General features: G+C 67.4%; 9 protein-coding genes. 2 read left to right on the forward strand and 7 right to left on the reverse strand.

What is annotated here, in order from left to right; translation table 11 throughout:
• Positions 1-104 precede the first annotated feature (104 nt).
• From OKW29_RS10110 to bcsD, 7 genes are all read right to left on the reverse strand, one after another.
• Positions 105-4,805 (reverse strand): cellulose synthase subunit BcsC-related outer membrane protein, encoded by a 4,701-nt coding sequence (locus OKW29_RS10110; RefSeq protein WP_429290950.1) that lies wholly within the window; start codon positions 4,803-4,805, stop codon positions 105-107.
• Entirely contained in the window at positions 4,796-5,983 is a 1,188-nt protein-coding gene (gene bcsZ, locus OKW29_RS10115; protein ID WP_429292477.1) for a cellulose synthase complex periplasmic endoglucanase BcsZ, read from the reverse strand. The genes OKW29_RS10110 and bcsZ overlap by 10 nt, the downstream gene beginning before the upstream one ends.
• A 19-nt stretch (positions 5,984-6,002) precedes the next feature.
• Positions 6,003-8,567: a cellulose biosynthesis cyclic di-GMP-binding regulatory protein BcsB gene (gene bcsB / locus OKW29_RS10120; protein ID WP_429290951.1), complete on the reverse strand. Its 2,565-nt coding sequence runs from the start codon at positions 8,565-8,567 to the stop codon at positions 6,003-6,005.
• Positions 8,568-8,570: 3 nt separating this feature from the next.
• Positions 8,571-10,778 (reverse strand): UDP-forming cellulose synthase catalytic subunit, encoded by a 2,208-nt coding sequence (bcsA, locus tag OKW29_RS10125; RefSeq protein ID WP_429290952.1) that lies wholly within the window; start codon positions 10,776-10,778, stop codon positions 8,571-8,573.
• Positions 10,775-11,563: a cellulose biosynthesis protein BcsQ gene (gene bcsQ / locus OKW29_RS10130; protein WP_429290953.1), complete on the reverse strand. Its 789-nt coding sequence runs from the start codon at positions 11,561-11,563 to the stop codon at positions 10,775-10,777. Before bcsQ ends, bcsA begins: the two co-directional genes overlap by 4 nt.
• Positions 11,560-12,297, reverse strand: coding sequence for a cellulose biosynthesis protein BcsP (gene bcsP / locus OKW29_RS10135; RefSeq protein ID WP_429290954.1), 738 nt, complete (start codon positions 12,295-12,297; stop codon positions 11,560-11,562). The genes bcsQ and bcsP overlap by 4 nt, the downstream gene beginning before the upstream one ends.
• Positions 12,298-12,444: 147 nt before the next feature.
• Positions 12,445-12,900 carry a cellulose biosynthesis protein BcsD gene (gene bcsD / locus OKW29_RS10140; RefSeq protein WP_429290955.1) on the reverse strand — a complete coding sequence of 152 codons (456 nt, stop codon included), beginning with the start codon at positions 12,898-12,900 and terminating at the stop codon, positions 12,445-12,447.
• Positions 12,901-13,375: 475 nt separating this feature from the next.
• Between bcsD and OKW29_RS10145 the strand changes: the two genes are divergently transcribed.
• Complete coding sequence (locus tag OKW29_RS10145; protein WP_429290956.1) at positions 13,376-13,531, forward strand: hypothetical protein; 156 nt, start codon at positions 13,376-13,378, stop codon at positions 13,529-13,531.
• 378 nt (positions 13,532-13,909) lie between these two features.
• The gene (locus OKW29_RS10150) at positions 13,910-16,231 is read left to right on the forward strand and encodes an EAL domain-containing protein (RefSeq protein ID WP_429290957.1); all 2,322 of its coding nucleotides are present in this window, start codon (positions 13,910-13,912) and stop codon (positions 16,229-16,231) included.
• Positions 16,232-16,236 lie beyond the last annotated feature (5 nt).

The raw sequence follows: 16,236 nt of genomic DNA on the forward strand, positions 1-16,236 counted from the left end.
TTGCCGGCGCTATGCGATGGAGTGCGAACGAAAGTGAGGGCGGGGGCGACGAGGCTTGCGATTCATCGAATGCAAGCCGCGACCTCATCCAACGAGTGCGTCCGTCAGTTGGACAGCGACAGATACTGCGACGTCAACGGCACCGGCGGGAACGGCTGCAAGCCGGTCTGCTTGTTGAAGCTGTAGCGCACGTACACGGCCGCGAGCCACTCGCGATATTCATAGGCATTGCCGAGCGACGCGGTCGCCCCGACCGCGAGCTGCGGCGCGAGCTGATATTCACCGACGCCGCTGATCGAATACGACACGCCGGTCTTGCTCTGACCCGGGTAGACGGCGGTCAGACCGTTGCCGAGGGATTGCGCGGCGGCGGCCGCGTCGCCTTGCCGCGTCGAGCCGTCGTTCAGCGGGAAGTAGTTCGACGTATCCTCGCGATAATGCTGCACGCCGATCGAACCTTTCACGTCATATGTAAACAGGCCCGCGCGGCCCGACCATTCGACTGGCAGATTCAGGATCACGTACTGCTGCGGACTGAAGTAGCCGCCCTGGCCATAAGTGAAGTACGACAGATTGCGGTTGTAGCCCATGATCGTCGTGTTCACGCCGACCGTCAGCGTCTGGTCGGCGTCTTTCAGCAGACGCGTGTAGACGCCGCCGCCACCCTTGATCGCGTTGTTGCCCGGCACGTTGGTGCCCATGTAGTGCTGATACGACGCGTTCACGTACAGGCCGCTCGTGCCGTCGTCCCAGCTGAGGCTGGCAAGCGCGCCGTTCGACGTGACGCCGCCCCATTCGAGGCCGGCGGCCGCATCGCGCGCGCCCGCGTACGACAGCAGGCTGTCCGTCACCGCGCGTCGCGCGACCGCGATCGAGTACGAGACCTTGTCGGTGATGCCGCCGTTGTATTGCGCGCCACCGACGATGTTGGTCTCGCGCAAGCCGATCGGCGTCACGCCGATATCGCCGCTGATGCTGCGACTGTCATAGCCGACGGACAGGCCCACACCGCTCGCGGTCTGGCTGCCGTAGTTGTTGGTGCCGTTCTGCGCCGCCGCTTTCGACGACGCGGTCGAAAGCCCCGCGCCGAAGCGCGCGAGCGTCGACGTGCTGTTCGACGCGGTGCCTGCGTCGAGCGTGACCGGGGTCGCGGTCACGACCACGTGACCGTTGCCCGCCTTGATACGCCCCTGAATCGGCGCCTCGATGTCGGTGAGCGACGACAGTCCGTCCTCGCCGACGCGATTGCGAAAGATCAGGCCGCCCGACACGGTGCTCGACTGCTCGCGATTGACCTGCGCAAGCTCCTCGGCGACGCCGAGCGTCTGCGCGTTCGCGACGTTCGACTGCGGGTTGTTCTGCGCGTTGCTGCCGGGCGGGTAGTACGGCTGCGCGTAGCCGGCCGGCGGTTGCGGAATGTACGGCTGCTGCGCGTAGTAGCCCTGGTTCGGGTAAGGCTGCGGTTGATAGGGCTGTTGCGGCGGGTACGGCTGATACGGCTGCGCGTAGCCCTGCTGCTGCGGATACGGCGGCGGCTGCGCGTAGACCGGCGCGGGTTGGCTCGTTTTCGCCGTGCTCTTCTTTGTGCTCTTCTGCGTGCTCGTGCGTGTCGATCCGTACGGCAGCGCCGTCGTCGACGCGGCGTTGGCCTGCGCTTGGCGCGCGGCCGGCGACATAGGCCACGGTGTGGCCGCATAGCCGTCCTGCGCGCCGTAGGGCTGCTGCCCGTACGCTGGTTGCCCGTATGCCGGTTGCTGCGGATACGCTTGCTGCTGCGGGTAAGGCTGTGGCTGCGAATACGCTTGCTGCTGCGCATAGGGCTGCGGCTGCGCATAGCCCGCGTCGTACTGCTGCCGCGGCATCGGCTGCCCGGGCGCCTGGCCTTGTCCCGGATAAGACTGCAACGGCGCGCCCGACTGGCTCGATCCGTTGGATTCCTGTCCGTAGCCGCCGACCTCGGCGGCGGAGCGGGGCGCTCCGTACGGTGCGGCGACCGGCGCGGGCTGTGCGGCAGGCGCGTTATAAGGCGTCGCGGTGGGCGCCGTATAGGGCGCGACATACGGCGCGGGCTGAAGGGGCGGCGGATAGTTCGGCACGGTCTGCGTCGGCGAGGAAGACTGCGTATTCAGGAACGGAAGCGCGGGACGCGCGGCATTGTCGGCGTCGCCCGAAGGGACGATCGCCGTTTTGCCTTCGAACGGATTGGTGCCCGGCAGCGGCGTCGCGCCGATCTGGCTCATCGCCGCTTCCCAGCCGCGCGGCACGTTGGTGCCTGCGTTGCGGGGCGCGTTCGCCGCCAGCGGCGTATTGGCCGCGACCAGCGAGCGTTGCAGATAGGTCGACGCGAGCGACAGCTTGCCCTGGGCGCGATACATGCGCCCCACGGTCGCGAGCACGCCCGGGTCGTTGGGCGCGAGGGCGAGCGCCTGGTTCGCGAGGGTTTCGGCGTAGCTGAACTGCTTCGCGCCGGCCGCAGCCGAGATCGCAGCCTGCAGCAGATTCAGATCGTCGGGGCGGCGCTGCAGTGCGACGCGGAAGCTCGTGAGCGCGTTGCGGTCGTCGCCCGCGCTCGCATACATGCGGCCGAGCGCGGCCTGCAGGTCGGGGTTGTCGGGCATCGCGGCGAGCCACGGCGCGATCACGTCGTAGGCGCTCGCGAGATCGCCGCGCAGGCGTACCGCGTCGGCTTGTCGGATGACGATGCCGAGATTCAGGTTGTTGAAGTCAGTGCGCTGCTGCGGCGTCAGTTGCATGCCTTGCAACTGGCGCATCACGGCGCCGAGCTCGGCCTGCTGGTTGGCCGCGGACAGAATGCTCGCGTATTGCAGCAGCAGATCGGTGTTGCCGGGCGCCGCGCTCATCGCGCCGCGCACGAGTGCGAGCGCGCGGGTCAGGTCGCCGGCCTGCTGGTACGCGCCGGCGATCACGCCGATCAGCTCGGGGTTGTTGCCGGCCACCGGCTCGGCGGCGCGCAACGTCGCGATGGCCTGTTGCGTCTGGCCGTTCTTCGCCATGCGCGTCGCGAGGTCGGCCTGCCGATGCACCCACAGCCGATGCTGCAACGTCGTCATCGCATCGGTGCGATGCGCGGGCGCAATACGGTCGAGCTGCGCGAGACCGGTCGACCAGTCCTGCGTTTCCGCCGACAGCAGCGCGCTCGCGTACAGCGCATCGGTCATGTCCGGATGCGCGGCGAGCAGACCGTCCATCATGCTGCGCGCATTCGCGACCGCGCCCTGGCGCACGTAGATGCGCGCGAGGTCGAGCCGCAGCCACGGATCGTCGGGCTTGTTCAGCAGCGCGTCTTCGAACAGGCTGCGCGCGCTGCCGAGATCGCCGCGCGCTTCGGCCGCGCGCGCCTGCGCTGCCTGCGCGTCGCCGCGCAAACGGTCGATGCCGCCGACCTTCGCCTGTTGCTGCGCGTTCAGCTGATTGGCGAACTGCAGCGCCTCGTCGGCACGGCCCTGCGCGGCGAGCGCACCGACGAGGCCGCGAATCGCGTCCGGGTTGTCGGCCTGGCGGCGCAGTGCCATCCGGTATGCCTGCTCGGCGCCGGCCGGGTCGCCGGTCGTGAGCAGCATTTCACCGAGCTGCACCTGGGCGGTCACGTCGGACGGATTCAGCGCGATCGCGCGCTCGAACAGTGCCTTCGCCTTCGCGAACTCGCCATTGCTGCGCGCGCCGATCGCTTCGCTCGTGTAGGTCCAGTAGGTCGCGCTGTCGAGCGCGGTTTTCCAGCGCGCCGGATTCGGTCCGCGCGAGGCGCGCTCGAGGTAGTTGCGCGCCTCGGCGAAACGCTCCTGCTTCAGCGCGGCGATACCCATGCCGCCGAGCGCGTCGGTATCGTTAGGACTGTTCGCGAGTACCGACGAGAACCTGGCGCGCGCGCTCACGATGTCGTCGCGGTCGAGCGCGGCGAACCCGTCGGCGATCACGCGGCCGCGCGCGTCGGCGGCGGCGTTTTCCTGCGCGCGGGCGCGCGCCGCGCTGCCCTGCTGCACCATCGATTCGAAGCGCGCCTTCACGGCGGCATCTTCACCGGCGGTCTGAAAGTACGACTCGTACAGCGCGGCGTCCGAGGGCCGCGCGTCGAGCCACAGCAGCGCCTGGCGCCAGCTCTTTTTCGCCGCCGCGCCGACCGAGGTGTCGCCGGCGAGCTGTTGCAGCCGCGCGATACCGTCGCGCCGCGTGACGTCGCGATAGGTCAGATGCTGCGCGTACGCGAGTGCGAAACGCGGGTCGTTGGGGTTGTCGTGGGCGAGCTGTTCGAGGCCGCGGCGTGCTTCGTCCCAGCCTTGCGGCGTCGCCGACAGCGCCTGGTAATACTCGAGCTGCAACTGGGGCGTGGTGGGCTTGCCGGCCAGCGCGCGCTGATACTCCTGCACCGCGCTCGCGCTCTGACCGGCTTGCGCGAGCCGTCGCGCCTCGCTGATGGTCTGGTCGCGCGGGCTCGTCTCGCCAAGGCGGCGGCCGAGCTCATCGAGATTCGGATAATTCGGCGCGACCGCCTTCAGCCGCGCGAGGTACTGCTGCGCGCCGGCGCCGTCCTTGCGGTCGGCCAGCACCATGCCCATGCCGAACAGGGCGTCGGGCTGCTTCGGATCGATGCTGAGCACCTTCTGCCAGGCCTGCTCGGCGAGGTCGCCGCGCTGATGCGACTGCCAGTACTTGCCCTGATCGATCAGCACGGTCAGCGGATCTTTGCTCGCCTGCGCGAGCGCATCGGGCGCGGCCGCGGCCGCGCACAAGACCGCGCCGACGGACAGCGCGATATCCAGCGAAACGGCGAGGGCGTTCAATCGCATGCGGTCCTCCAGGCGGGCACGAGACTGCCGGCTTCATCGAAGCGATAGCGGCCATCGATGAAACCCGTGCCGAACAGACCCAACACACGATCGTAGTACACCGGTTCACGGCCCGGAACGTTCGCGTCGAGCGCGGCGAGCCGCGTGCGCGCGAGGCCGAGTCCGTGCTCGTCGCCCAGTGTCTTGAAGTATGGCGCGAGCGCGCCCCAATAGCTGAGCGGGCCTTCGCCGCTCGACGCGCCGGTGGTCGACGACACCTTCTCCGGCGGGAAGCCGTTCTGCGCGACCTTCGCGCGCATGCCGCCGAGCGCGCCGAGCCACGGCTTCGCGAGCGGATCGGCGGGCGAAGCGAGGCCGGCCCACAGATAGACGCGGATCGCATCGTAGCTGCCGACGTCGCCGTTCTTCGGATCGACGACGAACCGACCGTTCTGCCACGCCGCCCAGTCAGGCGCGAAGCCTTGCGGCGACACGGTTTTGACGAACTGATAAGCGTTGTCGGCGAGCTTGGCCCACGGGCCGTCCGGCACCTCGTGCGCGAGCGCGCGCAACACCGGCAGCGGCAGATAGCTCGGATTCAGACGCGTGACGTTGCCGTTCCTGAAGCCCTGCGCCCCCGGCAGCAGCATCGGCCCGAGGCCAGATAGATTCGCGACTTCGTCGTGCGCGATGCGCTCGGCGAGTGCCTGGCCCAGTTGCGTGTAGGCGGGGTTGTGCCACAGGCGGCCGGCCTGCAGCAGATCGTAGGCGATCCAGAGGTCGGAATCCGATGCCGAATTCGCATCGAGCACGCCGTACGAGCCGTCCGGCTTCTTGCCCCATTGCCATGCGGGCAGCCGCAGGTTCTGGACGTCGAACTGGTTGCCCGCGAGATTCGCGCGGGTCCAGCCGAGCAGCTTGTCGAAGGTCGCGCGGTCGTTGGCGACCAGCGCGAAAAAGAGCGCGTAGGACTGGCCTTCCGAGGTGGTCTGCTGGGCCGGCGTCGAGTAGTCGATCACGCGGCCGTCGGCCTGGACGAAGCGTTGCACGAAGCTTTGCCAGGCGACCCAGTCGCCGCATGCAGCGCCGTTCTGCGCGGCCTGAGCGGCGCCGCTCAAACCCGCCAGACTGGCCGACGCCGTCATGCCGATACCGAGCGCCAGCGCAAAAGTGGTTCTTCTGTTGATCCGAAACCGCATCCGAGTCATAGCCGTTCCATCAGTCCTTCAGTCGACGCGCGGCGATCGCGCGAAGGGTCCGGTAGCACAAGGCCGCGATGATCAGCGCGGCGAGCACGCCGCCGAGCAACAGCAGCAGCGGATGCGACGATAGTGCCCAGCGCAGATACTCCTGCGGCGACAGACGGCCCACGTAGTATGCGGTGCCGTTCGACGTGATGGTGACGGCGCGGCCATGGATCACGGCCATCGCGCCTTGAATCTTCGGCAGCACGTCGGCGTCGAGCAGCGCGGCGGACAGATCGGCATCCGACGGGCCGGCCGCGCTGATCAGCGCAACCGCGCTGCGGCCTCGCTGCAGCGGCGACTCGAAGCCGGTTAGCAGCGCCGCGCCGTTCGAGCTGACCATCGTCAGATCGGCACGCGCGGGCGTGCGCTCGACGCCGCGCTCGCCGTGCCACCAGTCCCGCAGCTTGAACACCAGGTCGGTGAGCTGGAACGTGTGCGCGGCGCCGTCGCTGGAGAACGGCATCGACTTCGACCAGCGCTGCAACAGCGGCTGCTTGCCAGGCGCGCCGAACACCAGCAGGTCCTTGTCGGCGAGGCGGCCGACGTCGGCCGCATGAGCGACGGTCACGCCGGAGACCGGATAGCCGGTCGATTCGCCCATCCGGCCCATCGTCAGCAGATACAGGCTGTAGTCGCTCGCGTCCGGGTCGTCCGGCAGCACGACGGCGGTCTCGGAGAGGTCCGCCATCCGCGTGAACGGAAAGCCGCTGTTGGCGAACGCGGCCAGATCGGGCAGCGCCATGTAGTGCGGGAACGACGACAGGTCGATCGTCGAGTTCGGATCGATCGCGCCGACCACGTTCTGCAGCAGGCGGCCCGCGCATTCGCCGGTGTTCGGGATGTCGTAGTAGAAGTGCAGCCGCAGCTGTGTGCGCGGCGTCATCAGCAGCGGCGGGATGCGGATGTTGCGGCGCGCGTCGGCGGTGCCGTCGGGCATGATGAGGTTGAAGTAGCGGCTCAGGTCGAACACCGACGCAGGGCGCGCCGGAATCGGCAGCGCCTGCACGAAGCCGTTGTTCACGCCGATGTTCAGCGACGAGCGGTCGCGCGCCGGCCGCACCGTGTAGCGGTAGCGCAGATCGATCGGCACGCCGCGCGTGTGCCACATGAACAGATCGGGCGGCACCCGCATGTTGATGCGCACCGCGTCGGCGTCGTAGCCGAACACGGTCAGGTCTTTCGGATCGGCTAGCTCGCCGAAGCGCACCGCGCGGTCGGTCGGCAGCCAGTTCGGCGCGTCGTACGGCACGCGCGGCGTAATTTCGTTCAGCGACGTGATCGTGGCGCTCGCGCCGGACAGCGCGCTATGGCCGATCCCGAGCGATTTCGCGGCGGTCTTCAGCTCGGCCTCGTTGCGACCGAGCACGAGCAGCAGCTTGCCGCGCGCGTTCGCGTCGCGCTCGACCACCGCGATGGTCGGCCCGGTGATCTCGGGAATCGTCACGCCGGCCGGATGCTGGTCGCTGGTCGCGAACACGACCGCGTTGCCCGACAGCGGCGCGTTGTCGAGCTGGGTGGGAAACACCGCGCCGCGGTAGCCGGCGAGCGAGCCGAACCACGACGCGACGATGCCGGCGGCTTCGAGCGTGCCGTTGCCCGGCTTCTGCGCGAGCACGAACGGAAGCTCGAGGCGGCGCACGTCGCGGCGGTCGAAGAACGGCTGCGGCAGCGCGGCCAGCTCCGCCTTCGTCGCGAGCGACGAGTAGGTCAGGTCGAGCGAGCTCGCGTTGCTGATCGTCGCCCACAGCGATGAGTTCGCGGGGTCTTCGCAGGCCGTCGTGTAGTGGCCGATCAGCTGCAGGTTCAGGTGGTTGAAGTCGGTGATGAAGCGCGGATCGATCGTGATCTCGCGCGCGACCAGCATGCCGGCCTGCTCGTGCGGCAGCGGCAGTGTCGCCGCGACTTCGCCGTTGACCAGCACCTTCAGCTGCGACAGGTTCGCCAACAGCGCGGGCGAATAACTGTAGATCAGATGCAGCGTCGCGCCGGTCACGACCTCGTCGCCGCGCACCGAGAACGCGATGCCGTTCTGTCCGTCGACGCCGCGCAATTGCAGCGGGTCGAGCGCGCCGAAGTCGGCGAACGTCAGCGTCTGGCGGCGGCCTCCGGGCACCAGCGTGCCGGGCTCGGCGGTGGTCGGCGTGCGCATGCCGAGCGCCTTCACCGACGCCGCCGCGAGCGCGGGCGTCGGCGTGGCGAGCTGGCCCTGGGCGATCGCGTTCGGATCGAACGGCACCGCCGCGCTCGGCGCGGGCACGTTGCCGACACCGGTCGCGACTTGCAGGGTTTGCGGCGCGCCGGCGGGTGCCGCCGCGTCCGACGCCGGTTTGGCCGCGGCGGCGGCAGGGCTGGCCGCTTCAGCGAGCGGCACGAACGACGCCAGCGCGGTCTGAAGCGCGAGCCAGCAGGCGACGCCGCGCATGATTCGCCGCGAGTGTCGCAAGCCGCGACAAGCAAACAGGCGCGATTGGGGTCCAGTGCTGTTGCGCCCGTGTGCCGGGCGTTCGATATTGTCCGTGGCCATCCGGTAGCCCATAGATCAGTCTTTCGTTTTTAGCTTCTTGACGTCCGCGGGACGGCTTTTGATCGAACTGCGCAAGTCGTCGTACAGATGTTCGAACAGCCCCGCGATGCCGCGCACGCCGACCTTCAGCACGTGCGACAGACCGCGCAGCGGGGTGTCCGTCTCGCGTCCCTCGGCCCAGCCGGTCCACGCATCCGCGCGGGCGAAGGTGGTTTTGACGAACTCGTACTCCTGTTCGCGCGACATCGACGAAAAGCGCAGCCCCACGCGTCCCGGCTCGGTAAAACTGACGGTGGCGGGGAACGCGTACTCTTCGTCGCCGCGGAACAGCGACACGGTCACGCGCTCCTGCATCGGCACTTCGATGGTGCTGGGCAGCGCGACGCCGACGCCGCCTTCCGAGTAGTCGATCGTTTCGCACGCGAGCGTGCGGCCGGTCGAGAACTTCAGCATCACCGGCATCTTCATCGCGACGCGCGGCACCGCGCGGATCTGGCGGCGCTCGCTCGCGGCGGCCACGCTCGCACCGAGGATCAGCATGTTGTAGCTGGTCCACGCGAGATTGAGCAGTGTGGTCTCGACGATGCTGCGCACGTGCCAGTTCATGTAGATGTGCACCAGACCGGCGAGGAAGCCGAGCAGGTTCAGCAGCAGCAGGAACAGATACGGTCGCGAGATCGACCAGTCGAAGTAGCTCTTCTCGATCACGCCGCCCTTGGCCGTCACGTTGAACTTGCCGAGCTTCGGGTTGATCAGCGCGAGCAGCGTCGGCGCGGTGATGTACGACGCCAGCACCGACTCGTACACCTCGGCCCAGAACGAATGGCGGAACAGGCGCTGCATCCGCGAGTTGGTGATGCTCGCGTGCATCATGTGCGGTAGCGCGTAGATCGCGATCGTGCTGGCCGCCGCCTCGATCACATGCGCGCCGAAGAACAGATACGACAGCGGCGCGGTCAGGAACACGAGACGCGGCACGCCGTAGAAGAAGTGCATCATCGCGTTCAGGTAACACAGCCGCTGGCCGATCTTCAGCCCCTTGCCGGTGAGCGGATTGTCGATGCGGAAGATCTGCGTCATGCCGCGCGCCCAGCGGATGCGCTGGCCGATGTGGCCCGACAGGCTTTCGGTCGCGAGGCCTGCGGCCTGCGGAATCGCCAGATACGCGGTGGTGTAGCCGAGGCGGTGCAGCTTCAGCGCGGTGTGCGCGTCCTCGGTGACGGTCTCCACCGCGATGCCGCCGATCTCGTCGACCATGCTCCGGCGCAGCAGCGCGCACGAGCCGCAGAAGAACGTCGCGTTCCACAGATCGTTGCCGTCCTGCACGAGGCCGTAGAACAGCTCGCCTTCGTTCGGCACCTTGCGGAAAGTGCCGAGGTTGCGCTCGAACGGGTCGGCGGAGAAGAAGTGGTGCGGCGTTTGCAGCATCGACAGCAGCTTGTCGCGCAGGAACCAGCCGAGGCCGATCTGCAGGAACGAGCGGGTCGGGATGTGATCGCAGTCGAAGATCGCGAGGTACTCGCCGCTCGTGATCTTCAGCGCCTCGTTGATGTTGCCGGCCTTCGCGTGGCGATTGTGCGTGCGGATCGTCCAGTTCACCCCGACTTCCTCGCAGAACGCCTTGAACTCGGCGCGGCGGCCATCGTCGAGCACGTGGATCGACATCTTGTCGGCCGGGTAGTCGAGCGCGAGCGCCGCGTAGACGGTCGGCTTCACGACGGCGAGCGGCTCGTTGTAGGTCGGGATGAACACGTCGACGGTCGGCCATTCGTCGCGATTGGCGGGCAGCGGCATCGGCTTGCGCTTGAGCGGCCACGCGGTCTGGAAGTAGCCGAGCATCAGCACGATCGTCGCGTAGAGCTCGGCGGACACGAGCAGCAGACCCCAGCCGGCGTCGAGCGGATGCTCCCAGTACGTCGTTTCGGTCAGCCGCCAGTACATGTAGCGGCCCGACGCGACGATCGACAGCATGATCATCACCATCGTCGCGTAGCGGCCGGGCCGACGGCGAAACAGCAGCGCGAGCACGAAGCACAGGGTCGCGAAGGTCAGCTGCTGATAGAACTCGAGCGGCACCGTGAACACGAAGTACAGCATGTACAGCGCGAGCATCGTGACGAGCCCGGTGACGATGCGGCTGTTCCAGAAGCTTGCGTCGATGAAGCGTTGAAACCGCGACGGCTCGCCGCCCTCGGGCTCGCGCGAGGAGGCTGGACTGCTCATGCGACGTTCCTTGGCTGGGCGGCGATCGCGTCGAGCGCCGCCATGAGCCAGGCGGCGCATGCGCGGAAATCGGCGGCGGCCTGGCTCAGCGGATCGTAATGGATCAGCGTGGTGTCGCAGGCGAGCGCTTCGCTGACGCCTTCGTCGAGATGGATCACGCCGGGGAACACCTTGCCGGCGAGCATCTGACGCAGCACCTTCAGCACGTCCTTGGTCAACTGGCGGGATTGGTCGATCTGGTTGATCACGTAGCCGACGCCGCCGAAGTCCGCGCGCGGCGCCGCATAGGTTTCGATCAGCCGCTCCATCTGCGGGATCGCTGCGTACGACGCGGCGTCGGCGAGCACGATGTTCAACGCGAAGGTGGCCGCGCTCAGCGCGGTTCGCACGTAGGTCGACGAGCCGGGCGGCGTATCGACGATCACGATGTCGGACGCATCGAGCCGCAGGTGCTGCAGCGACTGCGCGAGCCATTGCGGATGCTGGTCGATCTGCGCCTCGAGGCGGCGGCGGTCGTCCTCCAGCAGCGCGCCGTACGGCAGCACGGTCACGCCGTCGATGCCGTCGAACATCACCGTTTGCCACGGGTTGCCCGACAGAGTCGCGCGCGACAGGCCGTCGATGCTGTCGAGCGGCACGCCGAAGTGCAGCCGCAGGGCGTTCTGCGGATCGAGATCGAGTGCAATCACACGCCGGCCGCTGTTGGCGAGCACCGAGGCGAGATTGGCGGCGAGGGTGGTCTTGCCGACCCCCCCTTTGGCGGACACCACGGCAATGACTTTCATGAGCGACGCGGACCGTTGGTGAGCCACGAGGCGAAGCCGCCGCGCGCGGTGCCGGCGGGTGCTTGCGCGCCTTGGGCGGACGTGCCGCGCAGACGGTCGAACACCGAGTTCAGCGACGCGGCCGCGGCCGCTTGCGGCGGCGCGCTCGGGGTTTGCGCTGCAAACATCTTGCCGAGGATCGACGGCGGTTGGGCCGGTTGCGCGGGTTGGGCGGTATAGGTGGGTTGCGGCGCTGGTGGCGGTGGCATCGACGATGCCGGTGCCGTGCTCGCGCTGCCATAAGCGGGCGCGGCGGGCGCGGCGGGGCGTGTCCTGCCTGGCGCGACAGGCGCAATCGTTTGCGCGGCCGCCTCGTCGAGTTCGTCAGCCGTGCGGAAGCGTGACGCGCCGCTCGGCGCCGCGGGCTGGGCTGCGGCCACAGGTACCGGTGGAATGTCACGCCGGTGCGGGCGCGTGAACAGCGGTGCCTTCGCGCGCGTCACGGATGCCATGTCCTTCGGTGTCGTGTCCTCGTGGACGGCGGCCCGTGGCGCCACGCTTATCGGCGGCTGTGGTTTCGCGTCGCGAAGCTGGCCAATTGCCGGAATGGCCGGTTGCGTCAGATCGAGCGTCACGAGCAGCGGCCAACGAGTGCGCGCGGTGCGCGCGTCGTTCTCGCGGCCGATCTCCTGGTACGCGTTGGCGTCGCCTCCAAATTGCTCGAACAGTTTTTCGATGTCGCTCGATGAACTCATGATGCCGTCGTCTGTTACATACCGTGCATGGCCCCAAGCCGACTGCTCGGGGTGCTGTTTATTTGAACTGCCTTCCCTGATTCTGCATGGCGGCTGTATCGCCGTGGCACGCTCGTTCGCACGTGCGCGTGCAGCGCCCGCTGGTGCTCAGGCAGGGTGACGGCCGAGGCGGAATTCGAGCGAGCTGTCCTCGCCGAACGCGCTCGTCTGCACGACCGACAAACCCTGCGCGCCCAACGCGCTCAACCACGTCTGATAGGCGCCTTCGAGAAATGCCGGCGTCCAGGCGAGCGCCGATTCGCCGAAGGCGGGCAGCGGCGCGCAATAGTGAATGATGCGCAGCGACTCCGCCTCATCGGCGAGTGCGACGTAACCCCAATCCATCTGATGCCAGTAAGAATTCAACACCTGCTCGAGCTCGGCCGTGGATGCGCAGGCGGGCAGCGGATACGCGAGCGCGAAACGGCTGCCGACGCGATGCATCAGCTGGCGCAGATCGTCGTGTCCGATTTGCGCTTCGAACTCGCTCGCCAGCGCGCTCAGCATGCCGCGCCATTGCGGCGAGATTTGGCGTTCGAGCAGATAGTTGAGGATTGGGACCATGTTTTCCGGAAGTGGTCGCGGCCCGTTGCACATCGCGAACGTGACAGCCATTGAGCATCGGAGTCGTTCGGCAATCGGGCGCCGATTACGTCATTTCTGCCGGGTTGTCTAGGGTGCCCGGCACACATCAGGAGAAGTCTACTTAAGACACAGGCTTTTAGCCACTTTCCATTGCTTGGCTTATATGTTAATGAACGCGCACTCGATACACATGAATTGCGTAATTTTTGCTGCTTAAAAGAAATTGAAAGGTTAATCTTCGCGCTGGCGCGCGAAAAGGCTTGCGGAACCATATGTGTATTAGCCGGCAATCCGGCCTGCTTTGAGCTTTAGTCTTTTAATCATGCATTCGGCGGATGGTGAGTCGCGCGAAGGATCGGCGCGGCGTCGTTCGATTCAAATAATTTGCAATGCTCAATCCACTCACTATTCTGCTGGTCACGATTCTGGCGGACGCAATGGCGATGGCCGTGCGGTGTCAACTACTGGATCGCCGCCAACGCGCTCGCGGCCGTGGCCCGCTTATGTGGGGCTGCTGTTCGTGCTGGTCGGCATGGTCTACTGGACCTTCGTCGCGCCGAACTTCAATGCGCGCGTCGCGCTGGTGTCCGCCTATCACGCGAGCCTCTAGGGGGTGCTCGGGCTGCTGATACTGACCGAACCCCGGCCAACCGGCCGCGCTACAGCTTCTACTTTCTCGCGACAGCGGCGCTGCTGCTGTGCCTCGGCCACACGACGCGCGGTGCCATGTACGGCTTGCGCAGATGATGGCGCGCGCCGACCGTGCGTCGTACTGTACGCGGCGAAAGCTGCGGGGCGCGATCGGGTGATGGCGGCGTAGCGCGGCCCGGCCGGTGACCCGATCGCCGGATCGCAAAGTGGAAACGCAGCGCGACTTTCAAGCACGCAGGCGCGGAATTTATACGTCGCGTTACGTTAGCCATAAATGTTTATCGAACGTTTGCCGATAACTATTGGCGGAGTGACCGGAAACCCTGATCAGCCATCTATGTCTGCCATCCCGACGCAGCACCTCCCCGAGCCAAGCATGCGTGAGCGCTTTCACCGGCGCTCGCTCGACCATCAGCGGCCGCTTTCCCTCGTGACGATGGGCTTCACGGTGGTTGCGTTCCTGTGCATGGTAACGGCGCGCGAACTGGTCGGCGCACCGGCCGGGCCGCTCGCGTACCGGCTGCTGTGCGCGCTCCTGCTCGCGCTGCTGGTGCTGGCGATCCCGCGTGCGAAGTCGACGGCGCTGTTCGGCGCGATCGGCGTCGCGTACGAACTGGTGCTGATCGCCGGGCTCGTGCTGAACGCGAAGGGCCTCGCGTATCCGTTGCCGTGGCTATTGCCCGCATTCGTGGTGATACCGATCTGCGCGGCGCCGCTATGGCTCACGCCCGCGCATTTCGTCACCGGCAGCGTGGTGTTCTACGCGGCGGCCATCGCGCTGCTGCGCGGCAAAGCTCATGCGCCCGAGGTCGAGGCGGCCGTGTGGACGTGGGTCATCGCGATCGGCGCGCCGACGGCGGCGGTATTCCATTTCGGCTTCTACCGTTTCCGGCGCAATCACTTTCTGCTCGAGAGCCAGCTCGCGCAACTCGCGGCGACCGATCCGCTGACGGGCCTGCAAAATCGTCGCTCGTTCGTCAAGCACGCGGAGGGACGCCTCGAGACGCTGGCGCCAGGGGCGCAGATCAGCGCGATCTTTCTCGACATCGACAGCTTCAAGTCGCTCAACGACCGCTTCGGTCATGCGGTCGGCGACCATGCGCTGTTCCAGGTCGCGCAGGTGCTGAAGGACGCGGTTGCGCTCTACCCAGGCGTGAGCCGCATCGGCGGCGAGGAATTCGCGCTGCTGCTCGACGATGATCTCACCGGCGCGCTGCAGCTCGCCGAGCGGCTGCGCCTCGACATCGCCGCGATCGAACGGCCGGACGGCCATCTGACCGCGAGCTTCGGCGTCGCCGAGCATCGGCGCGGCGAAAGCTTCATGATGCTGCTCGATCGCGCGGACGAAGCCTTGCTGCGCGCGAAGCAGACGGGCCGCAACCGTGTCTGCGCGGAACGCGCGCTGCCGTTCGACGCGCTGCAGTCACCGTTCGGCGATCCGAGCGCCGACGCGGCGCGTTACCGCTGGGAAGACTTCTCTCTGATCTCGCACTTTCAGCCGCTCTACAGCCTATCGCATCAGAAGCAGGTCGGCTTCGAGGCGCTGCTACGCGGAGAGCATGACGACGGCACGCTGGTGCCGCCGGTCGTGATGTTCGCGCCGAAGCCGTCGAGCGACGAAGGCGCGCTCGACCGCGCGAGCCACGCGGTGCATCTCGGCAACGCGCGTCGCGCGCTGCCCGGCGACGCGTGGCTGTTCCTGAACATCCTGCCGTCCACCTTCGTCGCCGAAGGCTACGCCGACCAGTTGACGAAGATCGTGCGCGTCGCAGGGCTCGAACCCGAGCGCGTGATTCTGGAGATTCTCGAATCGCATGGCGGCAGCGTCGACGAGATGTCGCGCGCGGCGGCGCGCTATCGCCAGCACGGCTTCCTGATCGCAGTCGACGACTTCGGCGCGGGCCAGTCGAATCTCGACCGGCTGCTGCGGATCCGGCCGGACCTCGTCAAGCTCGACGGCGAGCTGATTCGCGCGACCACGTACGGCACGCAGCAGCCGATCCTGCCGAAACTCGTGTCGCTGCTGCACCAGGCGGGGATGCTGGTGGTCGTCGAAGGCGTCGAGACGGCGGACGAGCTGATTCTCGCGGTCGAGTCGAATGTCGATTTCGCGCAGGGCTATCTGCTAGGGCGGCCCGCGGCAGAGATCGCGCCGCCCGAGTCGGTGCATCGCCAGATCGACGATGCGTTCGACGTGATCGCGCAGGGCCGTGCGCATCAGCATGCGTTGTTCGAATCCGAAATGGAGCCGTACCGGCTCGAACTGCGGCGCGCGGCCGACGGCTTGCGCGCCGGCGCCATGATGGACGACGCGTTCGCGCTGCTCGCCACCTTCAAGCGTTGCATCAGCTGTTTCATCCTCGACGACACCGGCCGCCAGATCGGTCACGAGGTGCGTGGGCCGGCGTGGTGCGAGGACGCGGCGTCGCTGCAGCCGGTCGCGAATCCGCGCGATGCGCGCTGGGATCATCGGCCGTACTTCCGCAATGCGGTGCTGCTGCCCGGCGAGGCGGTCACCAGTAATCCTTATCTGTCGCTCGCGAGCGGGCGGCCGTGCATCGCAGTGACACTTGCCGTGCAGCTGGCGAGCGGGCGCTGTGTGATGGGGGTCGAGCTGGATTGGTCGGCGCGAGGCTTGCCTTGGCCGGCGGGCGAGTAGGGGAA

Source organism: Paraburkholderia sp. CI3 (genome assembly GCF_050436505.1).
GTDB classification, from domain to species: Bacteria; Pseudomonadota; Gammaproteobacteria; order Burkholderiales; family Burkholderiaceae; genus Paraburkholderia; species Paraburkholderia tuberum.